Source organism: Streptomyces sp. NPDC016469, assembly GCF_040632905.1.
In the GTDB taxonomy this organism is placed as follows: Bacteria; Actinomycetota; Actinomycetes; order Streptomycetales; family Streptomycetaceae; genus Streptomyces.
Genome location: NZ_JBEYCQ010000034.1, coordinates 14,973 through 33,984, shown reverse-complemented (window position 1 = coordinate 33,984; position 19,012 = coordinate 14,973). Strand labels below are relative to the sequence as shown.

The 19,012-nt window shown below is 70.9% G+C and carries 18 protein-coding genes and 1 tRNA gene; 13 read left to right on the top strand and 6 right to left on the bottom strand.

The annotated features are described in order from the left end of the window. Positions 1–91 precede the first annotated feature (91 nt). The 6 genes from ABZ565_RS29870 (at position 92) to ABZ565_RS29845 (ending at position 5,923) form a co-directional block, all read left to right on the top strand. A tRNA-Ala gene (locus tag ABZ565_RS29870) sits at positions 92–164 on the top strand. 176 nt (positions 165–340) lie between these two features. Then, positions 341–913 (top strand): hypothetical protein, encoded by a 573-nt coding sequence (locus ABZ565_RS29865; protein WP_361033602.1) that lies wholly within the window; start codon positions 341–343, stop codon positions 911–913. A 12-nt stretch (positions 914–925) separates the two neighbouring features. After that, positions 926–2,113, top strand: coding sequence for a peptidoglycan-binding domain-containing protein (locus tag ABZ565_RS29860; RefSeq protein WP_361033599.1), 1,188 nt, complete (start codon positions 926–928; stop codon positions 2,111–2,113). A 167-nt stretch (positions 2,114–2,280) separates the two neighbouring features. Further along, complete coding sequence (locus ABZ565_RS29855) at positions 2,281–2,967, top strand: ABC transporter ATP-binding protein (protein ID WP_361033596.1); 687 nt, start codon at positions 2,281–2,283, stop codon at positions 2,965–2,967. Beyond that, positions 2,964–4,250 (top strand): ABC transporter permease, encoded by a 1,287-nt coding sequence (locus ABZ565_RS29850; RefSeq protein WP_361033593.1) that lies wholly within the window; start codon positions 2,964–2,966, stop codon positions 4,248–4,250. Before ABZ565_RS29855 ends, ABZ565_RS29850 begins: the two co-directional genes overlap by 4 nt. Positions 4,251–4,264: 14 nt before the next feature. After that, positions 4,265–5,923: an ATP-binding protein gene (locus ABZ565_RS29845; RefSeq protein WP_361033590.1), complete on the top strand. Its 1,659-nt coding sequence runs from the start codon at positions 4,265–4,267 to the stop codon at positions 5,921–5,923. On the opposite strand, the gene ABZ565_RS29840 is transcribed toward ABZ565_RS29845, so the two are convergent. Together ABZ565_RS29840 and ABZ565_RS29835 are read right to left on the bottom strand one after the other, a co-directional pair. Next, on the bottom strand, positions 5,909–6,616 hold the full coding sequence (locus tag ABZ565_RS29840; protein WP_361033587.1) for a response regulator transcription factor: 708 nt from the start codon (positions 6,614–6,616) through the stop codon (positions 5,909–5,911). The genes ABZ565_RS29845 and ABZ565_RS29840 overlap by 15 nt on opposite strands. Before the next feature lie 163 nt (positions 6,617–6,779). Next, positions 6,780–7,520 carry a DUF5324 family protein gene (locus ABZ565_RS29835; protein WP_361033584.1) on the bottom strand — a complete coding sequence of 247 codons (741 nt, stop codon included), beginning with the start codon at positions 7,518–7,520 and terminating at the stop codon, positions 6,780–6,782. A gap of 334 nt (positions 7,521–7,854) precedes the next feature. Here ABZ565_RS29835 and ABZ565_RS29830 point away from each other — a divergent pair, with 334 nt between their 5' ends. Beyond that, complete coding sequence (locus ABZ565_RS29830) at positions 7,855–8,382, top strand: peptidylprolyl isomerase (protein ID WP_361033581.1); 528 nt, start codon at positions 7,855–7,857, stop codon at positions 8,380–8,382. Positions 8,383–8,537: 155 nt separating this feature from the next. Then, positions 8,538–9,437, top strand: a complete 900-nt coding sequence (locus ABZ565_RS29825; RefSeq protein ID WP_361033677.1) for a rhomboid family intramembrane serine protease — start codon at positions 8,538–8,540, stop codon at positions 9,435–9,437. 306 nt (positions 9,438–9,743) lie between these two features. Here ABZ565_RS29825 and crgA read toward each other — a convergent pair whose 3' ends face one another. After that, positions 9,744–9,998, bottom strand: a complete 255-nt coding sequence (gene crgA / locus ABZ565_RS29820; protein ID WP_361033578.1) for a cell division protein CrgA — start codon at positions 9,996–9,998, stop codon at positions 9,744–9,746. 141 nt (positions 9,999–10,139) lie between these two features. On the opposite strand from crgA, the gene ABZ565_RS29815 reads away from it, so the two are divergent. The 5 genes from ABZ565_RS29815 to ABZ565_RS29795 all read left to right on the top strand — a co-directional run bounded on the left by ABZ565_RS29815 (position 10,140) and on the right by ABZ565_RS29795 (position 13,888). Next, entirely contained in the window at positions 10,140–10,907 is a 768-nt protein-coding gene (locus ABZ565_RS29815; RefSeq protein WP_361033575.1) for a DUF881 domain-containing protein, read from the top strand. Between the two features lie 94 nt (positions 10,908–11,001). Further along, positions 11,002–11,187, top strand: coding sequence for a hypothetical protein (locus ABZ565_RS29810; protein WP_073966629.1), 186 nt, complete (start codon positions 11,002–11,004; stop codon positions 11,185–11,187). Then, positions 11,184–11,822, top strand: a complete 639-nt coding sequence (locus tag ABZ565_RS29805; RefSeq protein ID WP_164399256.1) for an aminodeoxychorismate/anthranilate synthase component II — start codon at positions 11,184–11,186, stop codon at positions 11,820–11,822. Before ABZ565_RS29810 ends, ABZ565_RS29805 begins: the two co-directional genes overlap by 4 nt. Next, positions 11,819–13,126: a class E sortase gene (locus ABZ565_RS29800; protein ID WP_361033570.1), complete on the top strand. Its 1,308-nt coding sequence runs from the start codon at positions 11,819–11,821 to the stop codon at positions 13,124–13,126. The genes ABZ565_RS29805 and ABZ565_RS29800 overlap by 4 nt, the downstream gene beginning before the upstream one ends. A 33-nt stretch (positions 13,127–13,159) precedes the next feature. Continuing rightward, complete coding sequence (locus ABZ565_RS29795) at positions 13,160–13,888, top strand: class E sortase (RefSeq protein ID WP_361033567.1); 729 nt, start codon at positions 13,160–13,162, stop codon at positions 13,886–13,888. Positions 13,889–13,965: 77 nt separating this feature from the next. Here the strand turns inward: ABZ565_RS29795 and pknB are convergent, their stop codons facing one another. The 3 genes from pknB to ABZ565_RS29780 all read right to left on the bottom strand — a co-directional run bounded on the left by pknB (position 13,966) and on the right by ABZ565_RS29780 (position 18,997). After that, entirely contained in the window at positions 13,966–15,957 is a 1,992-nt protein-coding gene (gene pknB / locus ABZ565_RS29790; protein ID WP_361033564.1) for a Stk1 family PASTA domain-containing Ser/Thr kinase, read from the bottom strand. Between the two features lie 167 nt (positions 15,958–16,124). Further along, the gene (locus ABZ565_RS29785) at positions 16,125–17,588 is read right to left on the bottom strand and encodes a penicillin-binding transpeptidase domain-containing protein (protein ID WP_361033561.1); all 1,464 of its coding nucleotides are present in this window, start codon (positions 17,586–17,588) and stop codon (positions 16,125–16,127) included. Continuing rightward, entirely contained in the window at positions 17,585–18,997 is a 1,413-nt protein-coding gene (locus tag ABZ565_RS29780; protein WP_361033558.1) for an FtsW/RodA/SpoVE family cell cycle protein, read from the bottom strand. The genes ABZ565_RS29785 and ABZ565_RS29780 overlap by 4 nt, the downstream gene beginning before the upstream one ends. Positions 18,998–19,012: the final 15 nt, after the last annotated feature.

Genomic DNA, 19,012 nt, shown 5'->3' with positions numbered 1-19,012 from the left:
TCCCCGAATTTTTGCAGGATCACGGGGGTGAGCCGGTACTCTGTTCTGCGGCGGTGGCCGGAACATCGAGGTGTTCGGGCTGCGTGCTGTCGGGGCCTTAGCTCAGTTGGTAGAGCGCTGCCTTTGCAAGGCAGATGTCAGGAGTTCGAATCTCCTAGGCTCCACATCCCCAGAGGTCCTCCGACCTGCGGAAACGCGGGTCGGGGGGCCTCTTTGCATCGGCCCGTGCCGGACCGCACGGCAGGCGGACAGGTTCTTCAAAGGTTCTTCATCGTTCCGCTCCTACGTTCGCCCTGCCCGCCGCACCCGCGGCCGGGCCGACAGGGAGAGCGGGAGAACGATGAGGACGAACCGGGTACGGCCGGCCGTCGCGGCCTCGGTCATGGCCTTCGTGCTGGCCGGCTGCGGCGGGAGCGACGGCGGCGCGGAGGTTCCGACGGCCGGCGGAGGCAAGGTGTCGGCACCGGCCGAGGGGGGAAAGGCCACGGACTACGTGGCCGCGTACGTGAAGGCGCAGCGCGCGTACGTGAAGTGCCTGCGGGAACACGGCGTCGACGCGCCGGACCCCGACGCGAAGGGCTTCATCGACTTCGGCGCGGGCGACCAGCGGCGTGAACTGAAGCAGGACCCGGAATTCAGGGCCGCCCAGGAGAAGTGCGCCGGGTACGTCTCCGCCGTGCCCGAGAGCATCGAGAAGGGCAACCAGCCCAAGCTGTCGGCCGCCCAGATCAAGGTGAAGCGCGACTACGCCGCCTGCATGCAGAAGAACGGCGCCGCCGACTTCCCGGACCCCGGCCCCGACGGCCTCGGCCAGGGCGAGTGGGATCAGAGCGCGGCCGGAGCCAAGCGGGCCGCCCGGATCTGCGGGCCGCTCATCGGCGTCCCCGAGAATCCGGGCCCGGGCAAGGGCTGAGCGGTGGAGACGGTGACAGACCTCGATGAGAAGCGTGGGGCCCGCGGACGGCGGGCGTCTCTCGTCGTCGCCGGTGCGGTCGTCGCGGCGGTGGTCGCGGTGGCCGGAGCCCTCGGGCTCGGCGGCGGCGGGGACGAGGGGCCGGAAGCCCTCCCCCGGGCCGGCTCGACCGTCCCCGTCACCCGGGCGACGCTGACCGAACGCACCACGGTGGACGGCACCTTGGGATATGGCCCCGAGATCCCGCTGCCGGTCAAGGCGACGGGCACGGTGACCTGGCTGCCCGCCCCCGGCACGACGGCGGAGCGCGGTGACACGCTGCTGCGCGTCGACGACCGCCCGACCGTGCTGCTCTACGGGGCGCTGCCGATGTACCGCGACCTGGGGCCGGCTCGGACCGCCCCGGCCGCCCCCGAGTCCGACGAGTCCGGTGAGTCCGGCGAGCCCGGCGAGCCCGGCGAGCCCGGCAAGGGTGCGCATCCGGCCGCCCAGGAGCCCGCGCCTGTACGGGGCATGGACGTCATGCAGTTCGAGACCAACCTCGCCGCCCTCGGCTACACGGGTTTCACGGTGGACGAGACGTTCACGGAGGGCACCGCCGCGGCGGTCGAACGCTGGCAGAAGTCGCTCGGTCTGCCGCAGACCGGCACGGTCGGCGTCGGGGACGTCGTCTACAGCGCCGGGCGGATACGGATCGGCCGACCGGGCGTCCGGCTGGGCGCCGCCGTCGGCGAGGGCGCTCTCAGCTACACGGGCACGACCCACAAGGTCGTCGTCAACGCCTCGGCGGCCGAGGCGTCGTGGGCCGTGCGCGGCGCCGGGGTGACGATCCGGCTGCCCGACGAGACCGCCGTGAAGGGGCGGGTGGCGTCCGTGGGGAAGCAGGCGGACGAGGCCGAGGGGGGCGGCGGCACGGGCGAGCGGGCGGCGACGGTGCCGGTGACCCTCACCATCAAGGACCAGGAGGCCGTGGGGAAATGGGAGAGCGGGCCCGTGACCGTCGCATACGTGGGGCGGCGGGCCGAGAACGTGCTGACCGTCCCGGTCGCCACCCTGGTCGCCCTCGCGGAGGGCGGCCACGGCCTGGAGAAGGCGGACGGCACGTTCGTCGCGGTGAAGACCGGGCTGTTCGCGGACGGGGATGTGGAGGTGAGCGGTCCGGCGGTCCGCGAGGGCCTGAAGGTGAGGATTCCGGAGTGAGCGGGGACTCCTGTGCACACGGCGGGGACTCCTGGGCACACGGCGGGGACGCTTCGGCACACGGCGGGGACGCTTCGGTGCCCGGCCGGGACTCTTCGGCGTACGGTGCGGGCTCGTCGGCGTCCAGCGGGGCCTCTGAGGCCCCCCGCGCGGACCCTTCGGCGGTCGTGGAATTCGACGCCGTCTCCAAGACGTATCCGGGCGGGGTGCACGCGGTCCGTGACGTCAGTCTGCGGATCGGACGCGGGGAGCTGGTCGCCGTCGTCGGCCCTTCGGGCTCCGGCAAGTCGAGCATGCTCCATCTGATGGGCAGCCTGGACCGGCCGTCCTCCGGCCGTGTGCTGATCGACGGCCACGACGTGGCGAAGCTGTCCGACCGGGAGGTCTCGGCGCTCCGGGCCACCCGGATCGGTTTCGTCTTCCAGCAGTTCCACCTGGCGGTCGGCGTCCCGGTGCTCGACGCGGTCGGTGACGGCCTGCTCTACGCGGGGGTGCCGCTGCGCCGCCGCAGGGCCCGGGCAGCCGCCGCGCTCGCCCGGGTGGGGCTCAGCCACCGCGTCCACCACCTGCCGCACCAGCTCTCCGGCGGTGAGCGGCAACGGGTCGCGGTCGCCCGCGCGGTGGTCGGCGACCCCTCGGTCCTGCTGGCCGACGAGCCGACCGGGAACCTCGACTCCGCTTCCGGGGCGGCCGTGCTGGAACTGCTGCACGGGCTGCACGCGGCGGGCACCACGGTCGTCGTCATCACCCATGACCGGGAGATCGCCGCCGGGCTCCCCCGCCGCCTCGACATGCGCGACGGCCGGCTGACCGGTGACGTCACCCGTGCCACGACGACCGGGGAACCCCGATGACGGACCGCACGCATACGCCCGGGCCGGCCCGGGAAGAGGCCGGGGACCGCTCGCCGTTCCCGCCCCGGCAGGCGCGAAACCGAAGGCGGGGCCCGTTCCGCCCGCGCCCCGCCCGGCTCCGCCCCGCCGATGTCGTACGGCTCGGCTCCACCGGGCTGCGCACCCGCCCCCTCCGCGTCTTCCTCTCCGCCCTCGGGATCGCCATCGGGGTCGCCGCCATGATCGCGGTGGTCGGCATCTCCGGTTCCGGCCAGGCCGAGGTGGACCGCAGGCTCGACGCGCTCGGGACCAACCTGCTGCGGGTCGCCCCCGGCGAATCCCTCTCCGGGGAGAAGGCCGAACTCCCGGAGGAGACCGTGGTGATGGTCCGCCGCATCCCGCCGGTGCGGGAGGTCGCCGCCACGGGCGAGACCGGCGCTCACGTCTACCGCAACGAGCGCATCGCCGTCGGGCGCACCGGTTCGCTGAGCGTCCTGGCGGCCGACACGGGGCTGCTGCCCGCCGTCGGCGGCCGTCTCCGCGAGGGCCGCTGGCTGGACTCCGCCACCGAGGAGTACCCGGCGGTCGTGCTCGGTGCGACGGCCGCCCAGCGGCTGGACGTGTACCGGCCGGGCACCCGGGTCTGGATCGGCGCCCGGTGGTTCTCGCTCATCGGTGTCCTCGACCCGGTCCCGCTCGCTCCGGAGCTCGACAGCGCCGCCCTGGTCGGCCGGCCGGCCGCGCGGACCTACCTCCGCTTCGACGGCCACCCGTCCACGGTCTACGTACGGGCGGAGGACAGCCGGGTCGCCGCCGTGCGGGACGTGCTCGCGGCCACGGCGTACCCGGAGAAGCCCGGAGAGGTGCGCGTCTCGCGGCCCTCGGACGCGCTCGCCGCCCGCGAGGCCACCGAGTCCGCGCTCACCGGGCTGCTGCTGGGGCTCGGCGGGGTGGCCCTCCTGGTCGGCGGGGTCGGGGTCGGCAACACGATGGTGATCTCCGTACTGGAGCGGCGTACCGAAATAGGGCTGCGCCGCGCGCTCGGTGCGACCCGGGCGCAGATCCGCACGCAGTTCGTGATGGAGTCACTGCTCCTGTCGCTCATCGGCGGACTCGCCGGAACGGTCCTGGGGACGCTGATCACCTCGGGGTACGCCCTCAGCCGCGACTGGCCTACGGTCGTGCCCGCGTGGGCGAGCGCGGCGGGCATCGGATCGACCCTGGTCATCGGCGCGGCCGCCGGGCTGTATCCGGCGGTACGGGCCAGCAGGCTCTCGCCGACCCAGGCGCTGGCCGGCACCTAACGAGAGGGGACAGGGTGAGCTTCCGGATCCGGGCCCTCGGCCTGCTGATGCTGATCGCGATGACCGCGACGGTGGCCACCGCCTGGCTGACCCTGCGCCAGGCCAACCGCCAGGTGCGGGAGACCGTCACGGCCGGTCAGCAGGACACCTCCCGGATCGCCGGGGAGCTGCGCGCGTACGGGCTGGCGCACGCCACCTGGGACGGGCTCGCGCCGACGGTCGCGGCGCTCGCGAAGGGCACCGGGCAGCGCATCCGGGTGGCCACGGAGACCGGCGCGCTGCTCGCCGACTCGGACACCCTGGCCGGCCGTGCACCGCGTGCGGTGAGCGGCCGGCCGCCTGTGCTGGTCGACGCGCGCCCCACGCTGCGGCTCGCCGGGGGACAGGTGCGGCGGGCCTCCATGAAGCAGACCGCCTCCGCCGTCGCCGCCTACCGTTCGTACGCCGCCGACGCGGCCTGCCTGACCCGCGCGGGGGCCGAGGCCGTCACCGGGACCGGTGCCTTCGGTGTGCCGACGGTGCGCGCGGACCGCAGGCCCGCCCAGTGTCCGGAACCCACGGACGCGTACGACTCGCTGACCCCCCGGGACCTCGACGCGCTGCGGCCGTGCGAGTCCGAGAAACGGTTCTCCGACTGTTTGCAGCGGGTCTTCGGCGAGCGCGTCGCCTCGGTGGCCCCGCCCCGCCTGGAGGTCGGGCTCGGCTTCCGGGACGAGTCGCCGCCCACCCTGGCCGTCGCGCCCACCGTGGCCGTCGCCGCGGGCGTCGCCCTCGTGGTCATCCTGGGCGGGCTGCTGCTGAGCAGGGCCGTCCTGCGCCCCGTACGCGCCCTGACGCTCGCCGCGAAGGGGCTGGGTGAGGGCGACCTGGGGCGGCGGGTGCCCGCGTCAGGACGGGACGAGATCGCGCAGCTCGGCGGGGCCTTCAACCGCATGGCCGACTCGCTCCAGGCGAGCGAGGAGCACCAGCGCCGCCTCACCGGCGACATCGCGCACGAGCTGCGCACCCCGCTGGCCAATCTCCGGGGCTATCTGGAGGCCCTGAGCGACGGGGTCCTCGAACCGACCCCCGAACTCATCGAATCCCTCCACGAGGAGGCGCTGTTGCAGCAGCGGATCGTGGACGACCTGCGGGACCTCGCGCTGGCCGAGGCGGGCACGCTGGCCTACCACCACAGGGACGTCGACCTCCGCGAGCTGCTGGAGACGAGCCACCGCGCCCACCTCCCCCAGGCACGGGGCGCGGGCATCACGCTGGCCCTGGAGGCGCCACGGCCGGTGCATGTGCGGGCCGACCCGGACCGGCTGCGCCAGGTCGTCGGCAACCTCGTCGGCAACGCGCTGCGCGCCACCGCCCCGGGGGGAACCGTGACCCTGGCCCTCCCCGGGGACGGCGACCGGGCCGTCGTGGAGGTACGCGACACGGGCACGGGGATAGCCGCCGAGGACCTGCCACGGCTCTTCGACCGGTTCTGGCGGGCGGACGCCTCGCGGGACCGGGCCACCGGAGGCAGCGGTCTGGGCCTTTCGATCGCCCGCCAGATCGTCGCCGACCACGGGGGCGCCATCGAGGTGCGCAGCACGGTCGGGGAGGGCACGACGGTCGCGGTCGCTCTTCCCCCGGCGCGGGGCGGCCAATCCCAGACAGAGGGTGAAACCTCAGGAGGGCGCTGAGACGGGACCGTCCGCGAGGCGGTAGCCCCTGCCGTAGACCGTCTCCACATGGCGGGGGCCGTCCGGGCCCGTCCCCAGCTTCCGCCGCATGTTCATCACATGGGCGTCGACGGTCCTTTCCAGCACGTCCCGGTCGAAACCGAAGACGCGCTCGATGATCTGGGCGCGGGTGAAGACCCGGCCCGGCTCCCGGGCGAGCGTCTCCAGGATGGCGAACTCCTTCGCGGTCAGCTCCACCGGCCGGCCCGCCACCCGGACCTCGAAGCGCGCGGTGTCCAGCTCCACCTCGCCGACCCGCAGTACCGCGGGCCCGTCGCCACCGCCGGACCGTCCCGAGCGGCGCAGCAGCGCCCGCACCCGGGCGGTCAGCTCCCGCGGGCTGTACGGCTTGGTGAGGTAGTCGTCGGCGCCGAGATCGAGGCCGAGGAGCATGTCCTCCTCGGCCACCCGTGCGGTGAGCAGCAGGATCGGCACCTCGGACTCGGTGCGCAGGATGCGGCACACGTCGAGGCCGTCGACCAGGGGGAGCATCACGTCGAGGACGATGAGGTCGGGCCGGGCCGAGCGCGCCCGTTCCAGCGCCGCCCGTCCGTCCGCGACCACCTGGACGGCGTGTCCTTCTCTTTCGAGATAGATCCGGATCAGACGGGACTGCTTCGCGTCGTCCTCGGCGACCAGAATGCGCGCGCTCACGTTCCCCCTCCACGGCCTCCTGCCGGTCCCCGAACGGTAGTACAGAACGACCGCGCGGAGCCGGGTGCGGAGGGAAGGGGCCCCGGGTACGCGGGCGGGCGCCGGGAGACCGTGCGGTCCTCCGGCGCCCGTCCTGGTGCGCCTGTCCTGCGGTGTGCGCGGGTCAGGGGCGGTCGTCCAGGTCCGTGCCGCCCGCGGCGTCCGGACCGTCCTCGCCGGCCGCCTCGGCGTCGGCCTGCTTGGCCTCGACCTCGGGGTCCAGGAGCGTCGAGGCGTGCGGGCTCCCGTCGACGGAGGAGAGCGGGGCGCGGTCGTCGACCTCGGTGGGGGCGGGCGGCTCCACCAGCCACTCCGGGTTGGCCTGCTTGTCCCACCAGCGCCACACCGCGTAGCCGGCGCCCATGAGGACGCCGGTCACGGCCAGGCCCTTGAACGCCTTGCCGGCCCTGGCCCGCCGGTCGTGCTTCCGGGCCAGCTTGCGGATCTGCTTCGCCGTGACCTGGCCGCGCAGGGCGGCCACCGCGGCGGCGCTGCGGGCGGCGGCTTCCTCCGCCACCGGCTGGGCGGCGGCCCGGGCGCTCTCGATGCGCGGGACGGTGTAGTCCGCGGCACTGCGGGCCGCCTGACGGGTGCGGAGCGCGGCGCGCTGGGCGACCTCGTCAACCTTGGGGGGTACGTGTGTGCGGGCGAGCTCGATACGCGGGGCGACGTGCGCGCCGTACTGCACACGGGCCTGCTTGGCTGCCTTCGACACCTTCGGTGCGAGCAGCGTGCGGGCCTCGTGCGCATAGTGAACGGCCTGGTCCTTGGCCGAGTCGGCGTAGGGCGCCACCACTTCCGCGGCGTGCTGCACGCTGTCCCTCGCCGAGTCGGTTGCGGCACGCACGCTGTCGATGCGGGTCACGGGATCCTCCTCCTTGGTGGCGGGTAGGTACTCCGCCTTTCCACCCAATTCGAGATCATGCCTGCGTGGGCGCTGTGCGGCATGTGGGGCGGGCATCCGGGTCATTCGGTACCTTCCGACGACCATGCCATGGTTCGTCGGGGATCGCGCCGGTTCGTCACGCACTTGGCCGCATCGTCCGTGCCGCGGGGCGCGGAGGCACCGGCCCTCGCTTCGGACGCCGCGGGGGCCGCCCGTGCAAGGATCGGAGCGTCGGACCGGCCCTGTCAGCGGTGCGGGCCGGCGCGCAGCGCAGACGCGCAGAGCACACGTGCAGACTCACGGAAGGCAGATCGTGGCCGAGCAGCTTTACGCCACCTTGAAGACCAATCAGGGCGACATCCGGATCCGGCTCCTGCCGAACCATGCGCCGAAGACGGTGAAGAACTTCGTGGAGCTCGCCAACGGGGAGCGCCAGTGGATCCACCCGGCGACCGGTGAGGCGACCACGGACAAGTTGTACGACGGCACCGTCTTCCACCGCGTGATCAGCGGATTCATGATTCAGGGCGGTGACCCGCTGGGCAACGGTACGGGTGGCCCCGGGTACAAGTTCGCGGACGAGTTCCACCCCGATCTCGCCTTCACCAAGCCGTATCTGCTCGCCATGGCGAACTCCGGCCCGGGCACCAACGGCTCGCAGTTCTTCATCACGGTCTCGCCGACGGCCTGGCTCACCGGCAAGCACACGATCTTCGGTGAGGTGGAGGACGCGAAGAGCCGGGAGGTGGTGGACGCCATCGCGGCCACCGCGACCAACGCGCGTACCGACCGGCCGGTGCAGGACGTCGTCATCGAGTCGGTCACCGTCGAGACGCGCTGATCGCCCTTCGCGGCCGTCCGCTCACTCTCCGATTCCACGTTCGGGAACCAACCGCCCCGTCCATCCGTATGTCATGACAGAACGGACGCGCGGGGCGGTGTCGTGCGCACCCGCACGACGACGAGGACCGAGGGGACCGGGAAGCCATGGGACCGATGGACCAGCAGCCGCCGGGTGCGTCCGGACCGCCCCCGCCCGTCGAGGGACCGTCCCACTGCTACCGCCACCCGGACCGGGAGGCGGCGGTCCGGTGCGTCCGCTGCGACCGCCCCATCTGCCCGGACTGCATGGTCGACGCGTCGGTCGGCTTCCAGTGCCCGGACTGCGTCCGCCAGGGGTCCGGTACGGGGCACGGCGCGTCCGCCGCCCGGCCGCGCACGCTGGCCGGGGGCGTCGTCGCGGCGGACCCCCGGCTGATCACCAAGATCCTGCTGGGGATCAACGTCGCGGTGTTCGTCGCGGTGCGGCTGAACGGCGCGCTGGTCGAGGACCTGGGCCTCGTGGGCCGGGCCATCATCCACGAGGGCGGGCCGCTCGGGGGGGTCTCGCAGGGCGAGTGGTACCGGCTGGTGACGTCGATGTTCCTGCACCAGGCGGTGTGGCACATCGCCTTCAACCTGCTGGGACTGTGGTGGCTCGGCGGCCCCCTTGAAGCGGTGCTGGGCCGCGTCCGCTTCCTCGCGCTGTATCTGATCTCCGGGCTGGCGGGCAGTGCCCTGACCTACTGGCTCGCGGAACCGAACCAGCTCGCGCTCGGGGCATCGGGTGCCGTCTACGGTCTGCTGGGCGCCACCGCCGTACTGATGCGCCGGCTGAACTACGACATGCGCCCGGTCGTCGCGATCTTCGTGCTCAACCTGATCATCACCTTCAACCCCTGGGGCGGGATCGCCTGGCAGGCGCATGTCGGGGGACTGATCGCCGGGGTCCTGATCGGAATCGGCATGGTGCACGCCCCGCGTGAGCGGCGCGATCCGGTGCAGTTCGGGACCTGCGTCCTGGTGCTCGCGGCGGTCGTCCTGATCGTGGTGGGCAGGACGGCCGCCCTCACCTAGGGGTGCCTGAAGGGCGCGTGTGGACCATTTGTGACCGAAGTTGTCCACAGGGTTCCACAGGCGACCCGGATCTTGTGCATATCGCGGGCACAACAGCGCCCCTTGTCCCTGAGCTGGGTTTTCCCAGTCGGGACAAGGGGCGTCCCGCCCCGGGGCGGGGGCGGTCGCAGTCACACCGGCGTCAACGGCCTGAGAGTTATCCACAGATCGTCTGACCTTTTCCCCCACCTGTGGATAACGCTGTGGGTAACTCAGGGCAGGGGTTGCGGAGCGGGGTCGGCGTGTGGTTCTACGCGGTCGCGCGGACTACTTCCACTGCGTGGAGACGCCGAAGCCGCCGGCGATGAAACCGAAGCCGACGACGATGTTCCAGTTCCCCAGCGACTCCACCGGCAGATCGCCGTCGGTCACATAGAAAACGACGATCCAGGCCAGCCCGATCAGGAAGAGCGCCAGCATCACGGGCGCAACCCAGCTGCGGCTGGTCAGCTTTATGTTGGTCGCCTGCTTCGCCGGGGGCGGCGTGAAGTCGGCCTTCTTGCGGATCCGTGACTTCGGCACGAGGAACTCTCCTGTCGATGCGCTGCGTGACCGCGCAGGGAACTGTGGCTGGCGCCGGGGCGGGGCGCGAGGGGGAATGTGGCCTCCCCCGGGCGTCCGTTAGCGTAGTCCTTCCGTGGCACCGAAGGAGATAAGGGTACGTTGAGCAATTCTGCCGACTCTCCCCCCGGACCGGTCCGCCGCACCTTCCGGCACCCGGTCAGAGTGCTCACGGCTGCCGTTTTCGCCCTTGCCGGACTCATCTTCGTGACCAGCGCGAATACGGCGAAGGGCACCAATATCCGCACCGACGCCTCACTGCTGAAGCTTTCCGACCTCATCCAGCAGCGCAGCGAGAAGAACGCCGCCCTGGAGGAGTCCGCCGCATCCGTGCGCGAGGACGTCGACAGCCTCGCCCAGCGCGACAACGGCAGCACCAAGGCGGAGGCCGCCCGCCTCAAGGCGCTGGAGCGGACCGCGGGCACCACCGAACTGTCCGGCCGGGCCGTCTCCGTCACACTCGACGACGCCCCGCCCAACGCCACCGCCAGCCCCGGCTACCCCGACCCGCAGCCCAACGACCTGGTCATCCACCAGCAGGACCTCCAGGCGGTCGTCAACGCCCTGTGGCAGGGCGGCGCCAAGGGCGTCAAGGTCATGGACCAGCGGCTGATCTCCACCAGCGCCGTGCGCTGCGTCGGCAACACCCTGATCCTCCAGGGCCGGGTCTACTCACCCCCGTACAAGATCACCGCCGTGGGCGACCCGAGTGCGCTGCGCCGGGCGCTCGACGCCTCGCCGGCGATCCAGAACTACCTGCTGTACGTGGAGGCGTACGGGCTCGGCTGGAAGGTGGACGAGCAGGAGGCCGCGACCCTTCCCGGCTACTCGGGCACGGTGGACCTGCACTACGCGGAGCCGGTGAAGTAGCAGACCGCGACAGGCGCCGCACAGCTTTCCACAGGCATCCCACGCCGGGCCCCGAGCCCTTTAGTCTGGACCCGGTACCGAATGGAGGGTCTGGATGTACAGCTGGATCTGGCGGCATCTGCCGGGCAACGTGTGGGTGCGTGCGTTCATTTCGCTCGTGCTCGCCCTGGCGGTCGTCTATGTGCTGTTCCAGTACGTCTTCCCGTGGGCGGAGCCGCTGCTTCCGTTCGGTGACGTGACGGTCGACGGAGCGAGCGCACCGGCGGGGGCCGCCCGATGAGCGCCCGCATCCTGGTCGTGGACAACTACGACAGCTTCGTCTTCAACCTCGTCCAGTACCTCTACCAGCTCGGCGCCGAGTGCGAGGTGCTGCGCAACGACGAGGTGACCACGGCCCACGCGCAGGACGGCTTCGACGGCGTCCTGCTCTCCCCCGGCCCCGGCACCCCGGAGCACGCGGGCGTCTGCGTCGACATGGTGCGGCACTGCGCTGCGACCGGCGTCCCGGTCTTCGGGGTCTGCCTGGGCATGCAGTCCATGGCGGTGGCGTACGGCGGTGTCGTCGGCCGCGCCCCCGAGCTGCTGCACGGCAAGACCTCCCCGGTGCTCCACGAGGGCACGGGCGTGTTCGCCGGCCTGCCCTCGCCGTTCACCGCGACCCGCTACCACTCGCTCGCCGCCGAACCGGACACCGTGCCCGACGAGCTGGAGGTCACCGCGCGGACCGCCGACGGCATCATCATGGGCCTGCGCCACCGGGAGCTGGCCGTCGAGGGCGTGCAGTTCCACCCGGAGTCGGTGCTCACCGAGCACGGCCACCTGATGCTGGCCAACTGGCTGGTGCGCTGCGGGGACACCGGAGCCGTCGAGAGGTCGGCGGGGCTCGCTCCGGTGGTGGGCAAGGCCGTCGCGTGACCCCACCCCGCCACGGAGCCGGGGCCGGGCAGGACGACCCGCACGATCCGCGGGCGTACGAGGACCCGGGCGCGTTCGAGGCGGCGGTCCACCGGCTGGCGGACCCGTTGAACGACCCGCTGCCGGGGCCGGAGCCCATGGCTCCGCGGCAGCAGGCTCCGTACGAGCCACAGGGCCCCCAGCAGGCCCCGCAGGAGTGGTACGACCCCGGCGGGTACCAACGGGACTGGTACGGCCACCAGGGGTCCGTACAGCAGCCCTTGGCGGCATCGCCGCCCGCGCCCGACCCGTACTTTCCCGCCGACCCGGACCCCGCAGCCGCTCCGCGGCCCCCGGCCGACGAGTCCGTGGAGCCGGCCACCGAGGTCTTCGGCCGAATAGATCCGGGCGACCCGGTCGTGCCGATGCCCCGCCCGGAGCCGGAGGCGCCCACCGCGGCCGACGAGGCCGGACCCGACGCGGTCGCACCCACGCCACCGCCCACCGGCGGCCGCGCCGAGCGCAGGCGCGCCGCGAAGGGGCGTGGCCGACGGCGCCCCGCACCGCGGCCCGGTCCGGAAAGCGCGGCGCCCGCGAAGCCCATGACCCGTATGGAGGCGCGCCGGGCGGCCAAGGCCGCCAAGGACAGCCCCGCGATCGTCATCAGCCGGGGCATCGGCGAAGTCTTCATCACCCTGGGCGTCCTGATGCTGCTGTTCGTCACCTACCAGCTCTGGTGGACGAATGTGCGCGCCGACCAGATCGCCGGCCGGGAGACGCACAAGATCCAGGACGACTGGGCCAAGAACGAGAAGACCCCCGAGAAGCAGGAGGCGTTCGAGCCGGGGCAGGGCTTCGCCATCCTCCACATCCCCAAGCTGGACGTCGTCACGCCGATCGCCGAGGGCACCAGCAAGGAGAAGGTTCTCGACCGGGGCATGGTCGGGCACTACAGCGAGAAGCCGCTGAAGACGGCGATGCCCTCCGCCAAGGAGGGCAACTTCGCGCTGGCCGGCCACCGCAACACTCATGGCGAACCGTTCCGCTACGTCAACCGCCTGAAGCCCGGCGACCCGATCGTGGTCGAGACCCGGGAGGCGTACTACACGTACGAGATGACGAGCGTGCTCCCGCAGACCTCGCCCTCCAACGTCTCCGTGATCGCGCCGGTGCCGAAGCAGTCCGGGTTCACCGAGCCCGGCCGGTACATCACCTTGACGACGTGTACACCGGAATTCACGAGTACGTACCGTTTGATCGTCTGGGGCAAGATGGTCGACGAACGGCCGCGCAGCAAGGGGAAACCCGACGTGCTCGCGGACTGAACGGGCCGGACGCCATGACGACAGGGCGGTGCTATGACAGCGACGACCGAGGACCAGGAGCGGACCGACGAGTCCGCGCCACCCGCTCGGAAGGGCGGCCGCCATCCCCTCGCGACCGCCGTCAGTGTCTTCGGTGAACTGCTCATCACCGCAGGTCTGGTGCTCGGCCTCTTCGTCGTCTACTCGCTGTGGTGGACGAATGTCCTCGCCGACCGCGAAGCCGCCAAGCAGGGCCACACCGTCCGCGACAAGTGGGCCGACGGCCCCGGCGCGCTGGACACCAAGGACGGCATCGGCTTCCTCCACGTTCCGTCGATGAAGAACGGCGAGGTGCTCGTCAAGAAGGGCACCGACACCGAAACGCTCAACGACGGTGTCGCCGGCTACTACACCGATCCGGTGAAATCCGCGCTCCCCTCCGCCAAGGAGGGCAACTTCGCGCTGGCCGCCCACCGGGACGGTCACGGGGCGAAGTTCCACAACATCGACAAGGTGCGCACCGGGGACGCGATCGTCTTCGAGACGAAGGACACCTGGTACGTCTACAAGGTCTTCAGCGAGCTGCCGGAGACGTCCAAGTACAACGTCGACGTGCTGGGCCCGGTCCCGAAGGACGCCGGGGTGAAGAAGGCCGGCCGCTACATCACGCTCACGACCTGCACCCCGGTCTACACGTCCACGTACCGCTACATCGTCTGGGGCGAACTGGTCCGTACGGAGAAGGTCGACCGCGACCGCACGATCCCGGCGGAGCTGCGCTGAGAGGCTTACGCATGGGAGGGCCCCGGTCACCGTGGTGGTGACCGGGGCCCTCCCATGCGTACCGGGTGCGGAGCGGGTCAGTGACCCCTGCCGCCGTTCGGGCCGCCGAAGATGTTGCCGCCACCCTCGACGGTGGTCAGGGTGACCGTGCCGCCCTTCTCCACTTCCTGGTTGGGCATCGGGGAGCTCAGGATCACCTTGGCGTCCGGCTTGTCGACCGAACCGGGCTGGAGCGCGACCACCAGGCCCATACCCTCCAGCTGCGCCTTCGCGTCCTGGTAGCTCTTGTTGATCAGGTCACCCGGCACGGTCACCTTCTCCGGCTCGGGCGGGCCCTTGGAGACCTTCAGGATGATCGAGGTGTCCTTGCCGACCTTCTCGTTGGCCGCGGGGGTCTGCTCGACCACCTGGCCCGCGGGCTTGTCGGAGTCGACCTCGCTGCGGCCGATGTTCTTGAAGCCGACCCCGTTCAGCTGGGAGACCGCCTCGTCGTACGAACGGTCCGTGACCGGAGGCATCGTGAGCAGCTTCTCCGTGGCGACCTTGATCGTGACCTCGGAGTTCTCCTCGGCCTTCTCGCCGCCCTTGGGGGACTGCTCCAGAACGGTGCCGGGATCGGCCTGGTCGGACTCGACCGAGGTGACATTGACCGTGAAGCCCTTGGCCTCGAGGTTCTTGCGGGCGTCATCCTCGGACTGGTCGGTCACATCCGGAATCTCGACCTTCGGCGGGCCGCTGGAGACGAAGACCGTGACGGTCTCCTGCTCCTTCATCTGCCCGTCCTCAGGTGTCTGGCGGCAGATCTTGCCCTTGGGCTGCTCCTTGCACTCTTCCTTCGGGCCGACCTTGAGAACGATGTTGGCGTTGTCGGCCAGTTTCTGAGCGTCCTTGACCGTGATGCCGACCATGGTGGGCACGTCGAACGCGCCGTCGTCGCCGCCGTCGCCCGGGAACACCGCCCGGCCGATGAGGATCGCGCCGATCAGCACCAGGATGCCCGCGACGACCAGGAGGATCGTCGAGGTGTGGTTCTTCTTCTGCCTGCGGCGGTCGGGGCGGTCGTCGTAGCCGTAGCCGCCGTCGTCCGGGTTGACCGGCGGCAGCATCGACGTGCGCTCGCCGCTCTGGTCGGCGGGGCGCAGGGCGGTGGTGGGCTGGTCGTTGTCGTACCCGCCGGGGTAGCCGCCGCCGTAGCCCGCCGCGCCCATCGCCGCCGTCGCGGCGACCGGCTGGCCGTCGAGGCACGCCTCGATGTCGGCGCGCATCTCGTCAGCGGACTGGTAGCGGTAGTCGGGGTCCTTGGTGAGCGCCTTCAGCACGATCGCGTCCATCGCGGGCGTGATCTCGGGGTCGAAGTTGCTCGGCGGCTGCGGCTCTTCCCGTACGTGCTGGTACGCAACCGCCACCGGGGAGTCGCCGATGAACGGCGGCCGGACGGTCAGCAGCTCGTAGAGCAGGCAGCCGGTCGAGTAGAGGTCGGACCGCGCGTCGACCTGCTCGCCCTTGGCCTGCTCAGGGGAGAGGTACTGGGCGGTGCCGATGACGGCGGCGGTCTGGGTCATCGTCATACCGGAGTCGCCCATGGCGCGGGCGATGCCGAAGTCCATGACCTTGACCTGTCCGGTCCGGGTCAGCATGACGTTGGCCGGCTTGATGTCCCGGTGCACGATGCCCGCGCGGTGCGAGTACTCCAGCGCCTGGAGGATGCCCACCGTCATTTCGAGCGTCCGCTCGGGCAGCAGCCTGCGTCCCGAGTGCAGCAGCTCGCGGAGCGTCGAGCCGTCGACGTACTCCATGACGATGTACGGGATGGAGACCCCGTCGACGTAGTCCTCGCCGGTGTCGTACACCGCGACGATCGCCGGATGGTTGAGCGAGGCGGCGGACTGGGCCTCACGGCGGAACCGGGCCTGGAAGGACGGGTCGCGGGCGAGGTCCGCCCGGAGCGTCTTCACGGCGACGGTGCGGCCGAGCCGGGTGTCGTGGGCGAGGTAGACCTCGGCCATGCCACCACGGCCGAGCACCGAGCCCAGCTCGTACCGGCCGCCGAGGCGACGCGGCTCTTCCATAACTGTTCCAGCCCTCTCCGTCAGTCCTGACCGCACCGGTGTGCGGTCCGGCGGTGTGCTGTTCGCGCATACGCTACCGGCCGCGCATCAGCTGATCGGCCGGGAGGCGATACCTGATATCCGACCGGTATCCACAGAGGCGCTTTCGCGGCCGAGTGTGAGCGGTGTCACTTCTCGCTGTCGATGACCGCCTTCATGACCGCCTTCGCAATCGGGGCGGCCAGGCCGCCACCGGAGATGTCGTCGCGGGTGGCGTCGCTGTCCTCCACGACGACGGCTACGGCCACCGGCGAACCGGAGTCGGTCTTCGCGTACGAGATGAACCACGCGTACGGGTTCTCTCTGTTCTTCACGCCGTGCTGGGCGGTGCCGGTTTTGCCGCCGACCGTGACGCCCGGGATCTGGGCGTTCTTGCCGGTGCCCTCCTTGACGACGGTCTTCATCATTTCCTGGAGCTTCTGGGCATTCTCCGCCGAGAGGGGCCGGCTGAACTCTTCCTTCTCGTGCGTGTAGATCACGTCCAGGTTGGGCGCCTTGCGCTCGGCGACCATGTACGGCTGCATGAGCTTGCCGTCGTTGGCGACGGCGGCGGCGACCATCGCCATCTGGAGCGGGGTGGCGCGGTTGGACGCCTGGCCGATGCCGGCCATGGCGTTCTGCGGCCGGTTGTCCTCGGGATACACGCTGGCGTTCGAGCGGACCGGAGTGAAGATCTCCTTGTTGAAGCCGAACTTGCCGGCCTCGTCGATCATCTTCTGGTTGCCCAGGTCATCGCTGATCTTGCCGAAGACGGTGTTGCAGGAGTAGCGCAGCGCCTCGCGGAGCGAGGCGTTCTCGCAGGGGATGCTGCCCTCGTTGGGCAGGGGCTGAGGGGGGCTGGTCAGCGGGAGGTTCCAGGGCAGCGGCGACTTCGTGGCCGCGTCGATGTCCGTGTAGAGCCCGTTCTCCAGGGCGGCGGCGGCGGTGACGACCTTGAACGTCGAGCCCGGCGGGTAGGTCTCGCGCAGCGCCCGGTTGAGCATGGGCTTGTTCTTGTCGTCCTTCAGGGACTGCCACGCCTTGCTGTCGGACTGACCGTTGCCCGCGAAGGACGAGGGGTCGTACGACGGGGTGCTGGCGAGCGCCAGGATGGCGCCGGTGCGCGGGTCGAGGGCTGCGACGGCGCCCTTCTTCTTGCCGAGACCCTCGAAGGCGGCCTTCTGGGCCGCGCCGTTGAGCGTGGTGACGACGTTGCCGCCCGTCCTCTCCTCCCCGGTGAACATCGACATCGTCCGGTTGAAGAAGAGCTGGTCGTCGTTGCCGGTGAGGATGCCGTCCTCGAGGTTCTCCAGCTGGGTGGCGCCGAACGCCTGCGAGGAGTAGCCGGTCACGGGGGCCCACATGGGGCCGTCCTTCCAGACCCGCTTGTACTTGAAGTCGCTGCCCTTGGTCTCGGCGGACCCGGTGATCGACTTGCCGTCCACGATGATGTTGCCGCGCTCATGGGCGTACCGCTCGATGCGCACGCGGCGGTTCTCGTCGCGGGTGTTGAGGTCGTCGGCCTTCACGTACTGCAGGTAGTTGGTCCGCGCGAGCAGAGCGAAGATCAGGACGCCGCAGAAGATCGCGATCCGGCGCAGTGGCTTGTTCACGGGCGGACCACCTGGGTCATCTCGGCGTCGGTCGAGGGTGCGGGGGCGGGCGCGGGGCGCCGGGCGGTGTCGCTGATACGGATGAGGATGCCGATCAGGGCCCAGTTGGCGATCACGGACGAACCGCCGGCCGCGAGGAACGGCATCGTCATACCGGTGAGCGGGATCAGGCCCATGACGCCGCCGGCGACGACGAAGACCTGGATCGCGAAGGCGCCGGAGAGGCCGATCGCGAGGAGCTTGCCGAACGGGTCGCGGGCGGCGAGCGCCGTGCGGACACCGCGTTCCACGATGAGGCCGTAGATCAGCAGGACGGCCATCATCCCGGCCAGGCCGAGCTCTTCACCGACGGTGGAGAGGATGAAGTCGGCGTTGGCCGCGAAGCCGATCAGGTCGGAGTGGCCCTGGCCCCAGCCGGTGCCGATCGTGCCACCCGACCCGAACGACATGATGGCGTTGCCGATCTGCTCGCAGGCGTTGTTCGTCTGGAAGCACTTGAACGGGTCCTGCCAGGCGGTCACACGGGCCTCTACGTGCGGTTCGAAGGTCGCGACGCCCACGGCTCCGGCCGCCGACATCAGGAGGCCGAAGACGATCCAGCTGGTCCGCTCGGTGGCGACGTACAGCATGATCACGAAGAGGCCGAAGAACAGCAGCGACGTACCGAGGTCGGTCTCGAAGACCAGGATCAGGATCGACAGCGCCCAGATGACCAGGATGGGACCCAGGTCGCGTCCGCGCGGCAGGTACAGTCCCATGAAGCGGCGGCTGGCGAGCGCCAGCGCGTCACGTTTGACCATGAGATAGCCGGCGAAGAAGACCGCGATGATGATCTTCGCGAACTCCCCGGGCTGGATGGAGAAACCGGCGATGTTGATCCAGATCCTCGCTCCGAACTTGGCCGGAAAGAACATCGGAAGGATCAGCAGGAACAGCGCGACCGCCATCGAGATGTACGTGTAGCGCTGCAGGATGCGGTGATCCTTCAGCAGCAGCAGCACGCCGACGAACAGCGCCACACCGACCGCCGAGTACATCAGCTGCCGGGGGGCGGACGGGGTGAACACCCCGAAGGCGCTCTTGGCGTCCCTGATCAGCTTCGGCGACTGGTCCAGCCGCCAGATCAGCACCAGCCCCAGCCCGTTGAGCAGCGTCGCCAGTGGCAGCAGCAGCGGGTCGGCGTACCGGGCGAACTTCCGCACCACGAGATGGGCGACACCGCCGAGCAGGATGAGCCCCGCCCCGTAGCCGAACATGCCCGACGGCAGCTTGCCGTCCATGGCCAGGCCCACGTTGGCGTAGGCGAACACCGAGATGGCGATGGCGAAGACCATCAACATCAGTTCGGTGTTGCGCCGGCTCGGCGCGTCGATCGCGCCGATCGTGGTCGTGTTGGTGACAACGCTCATGGTGCTGAAGGCCCC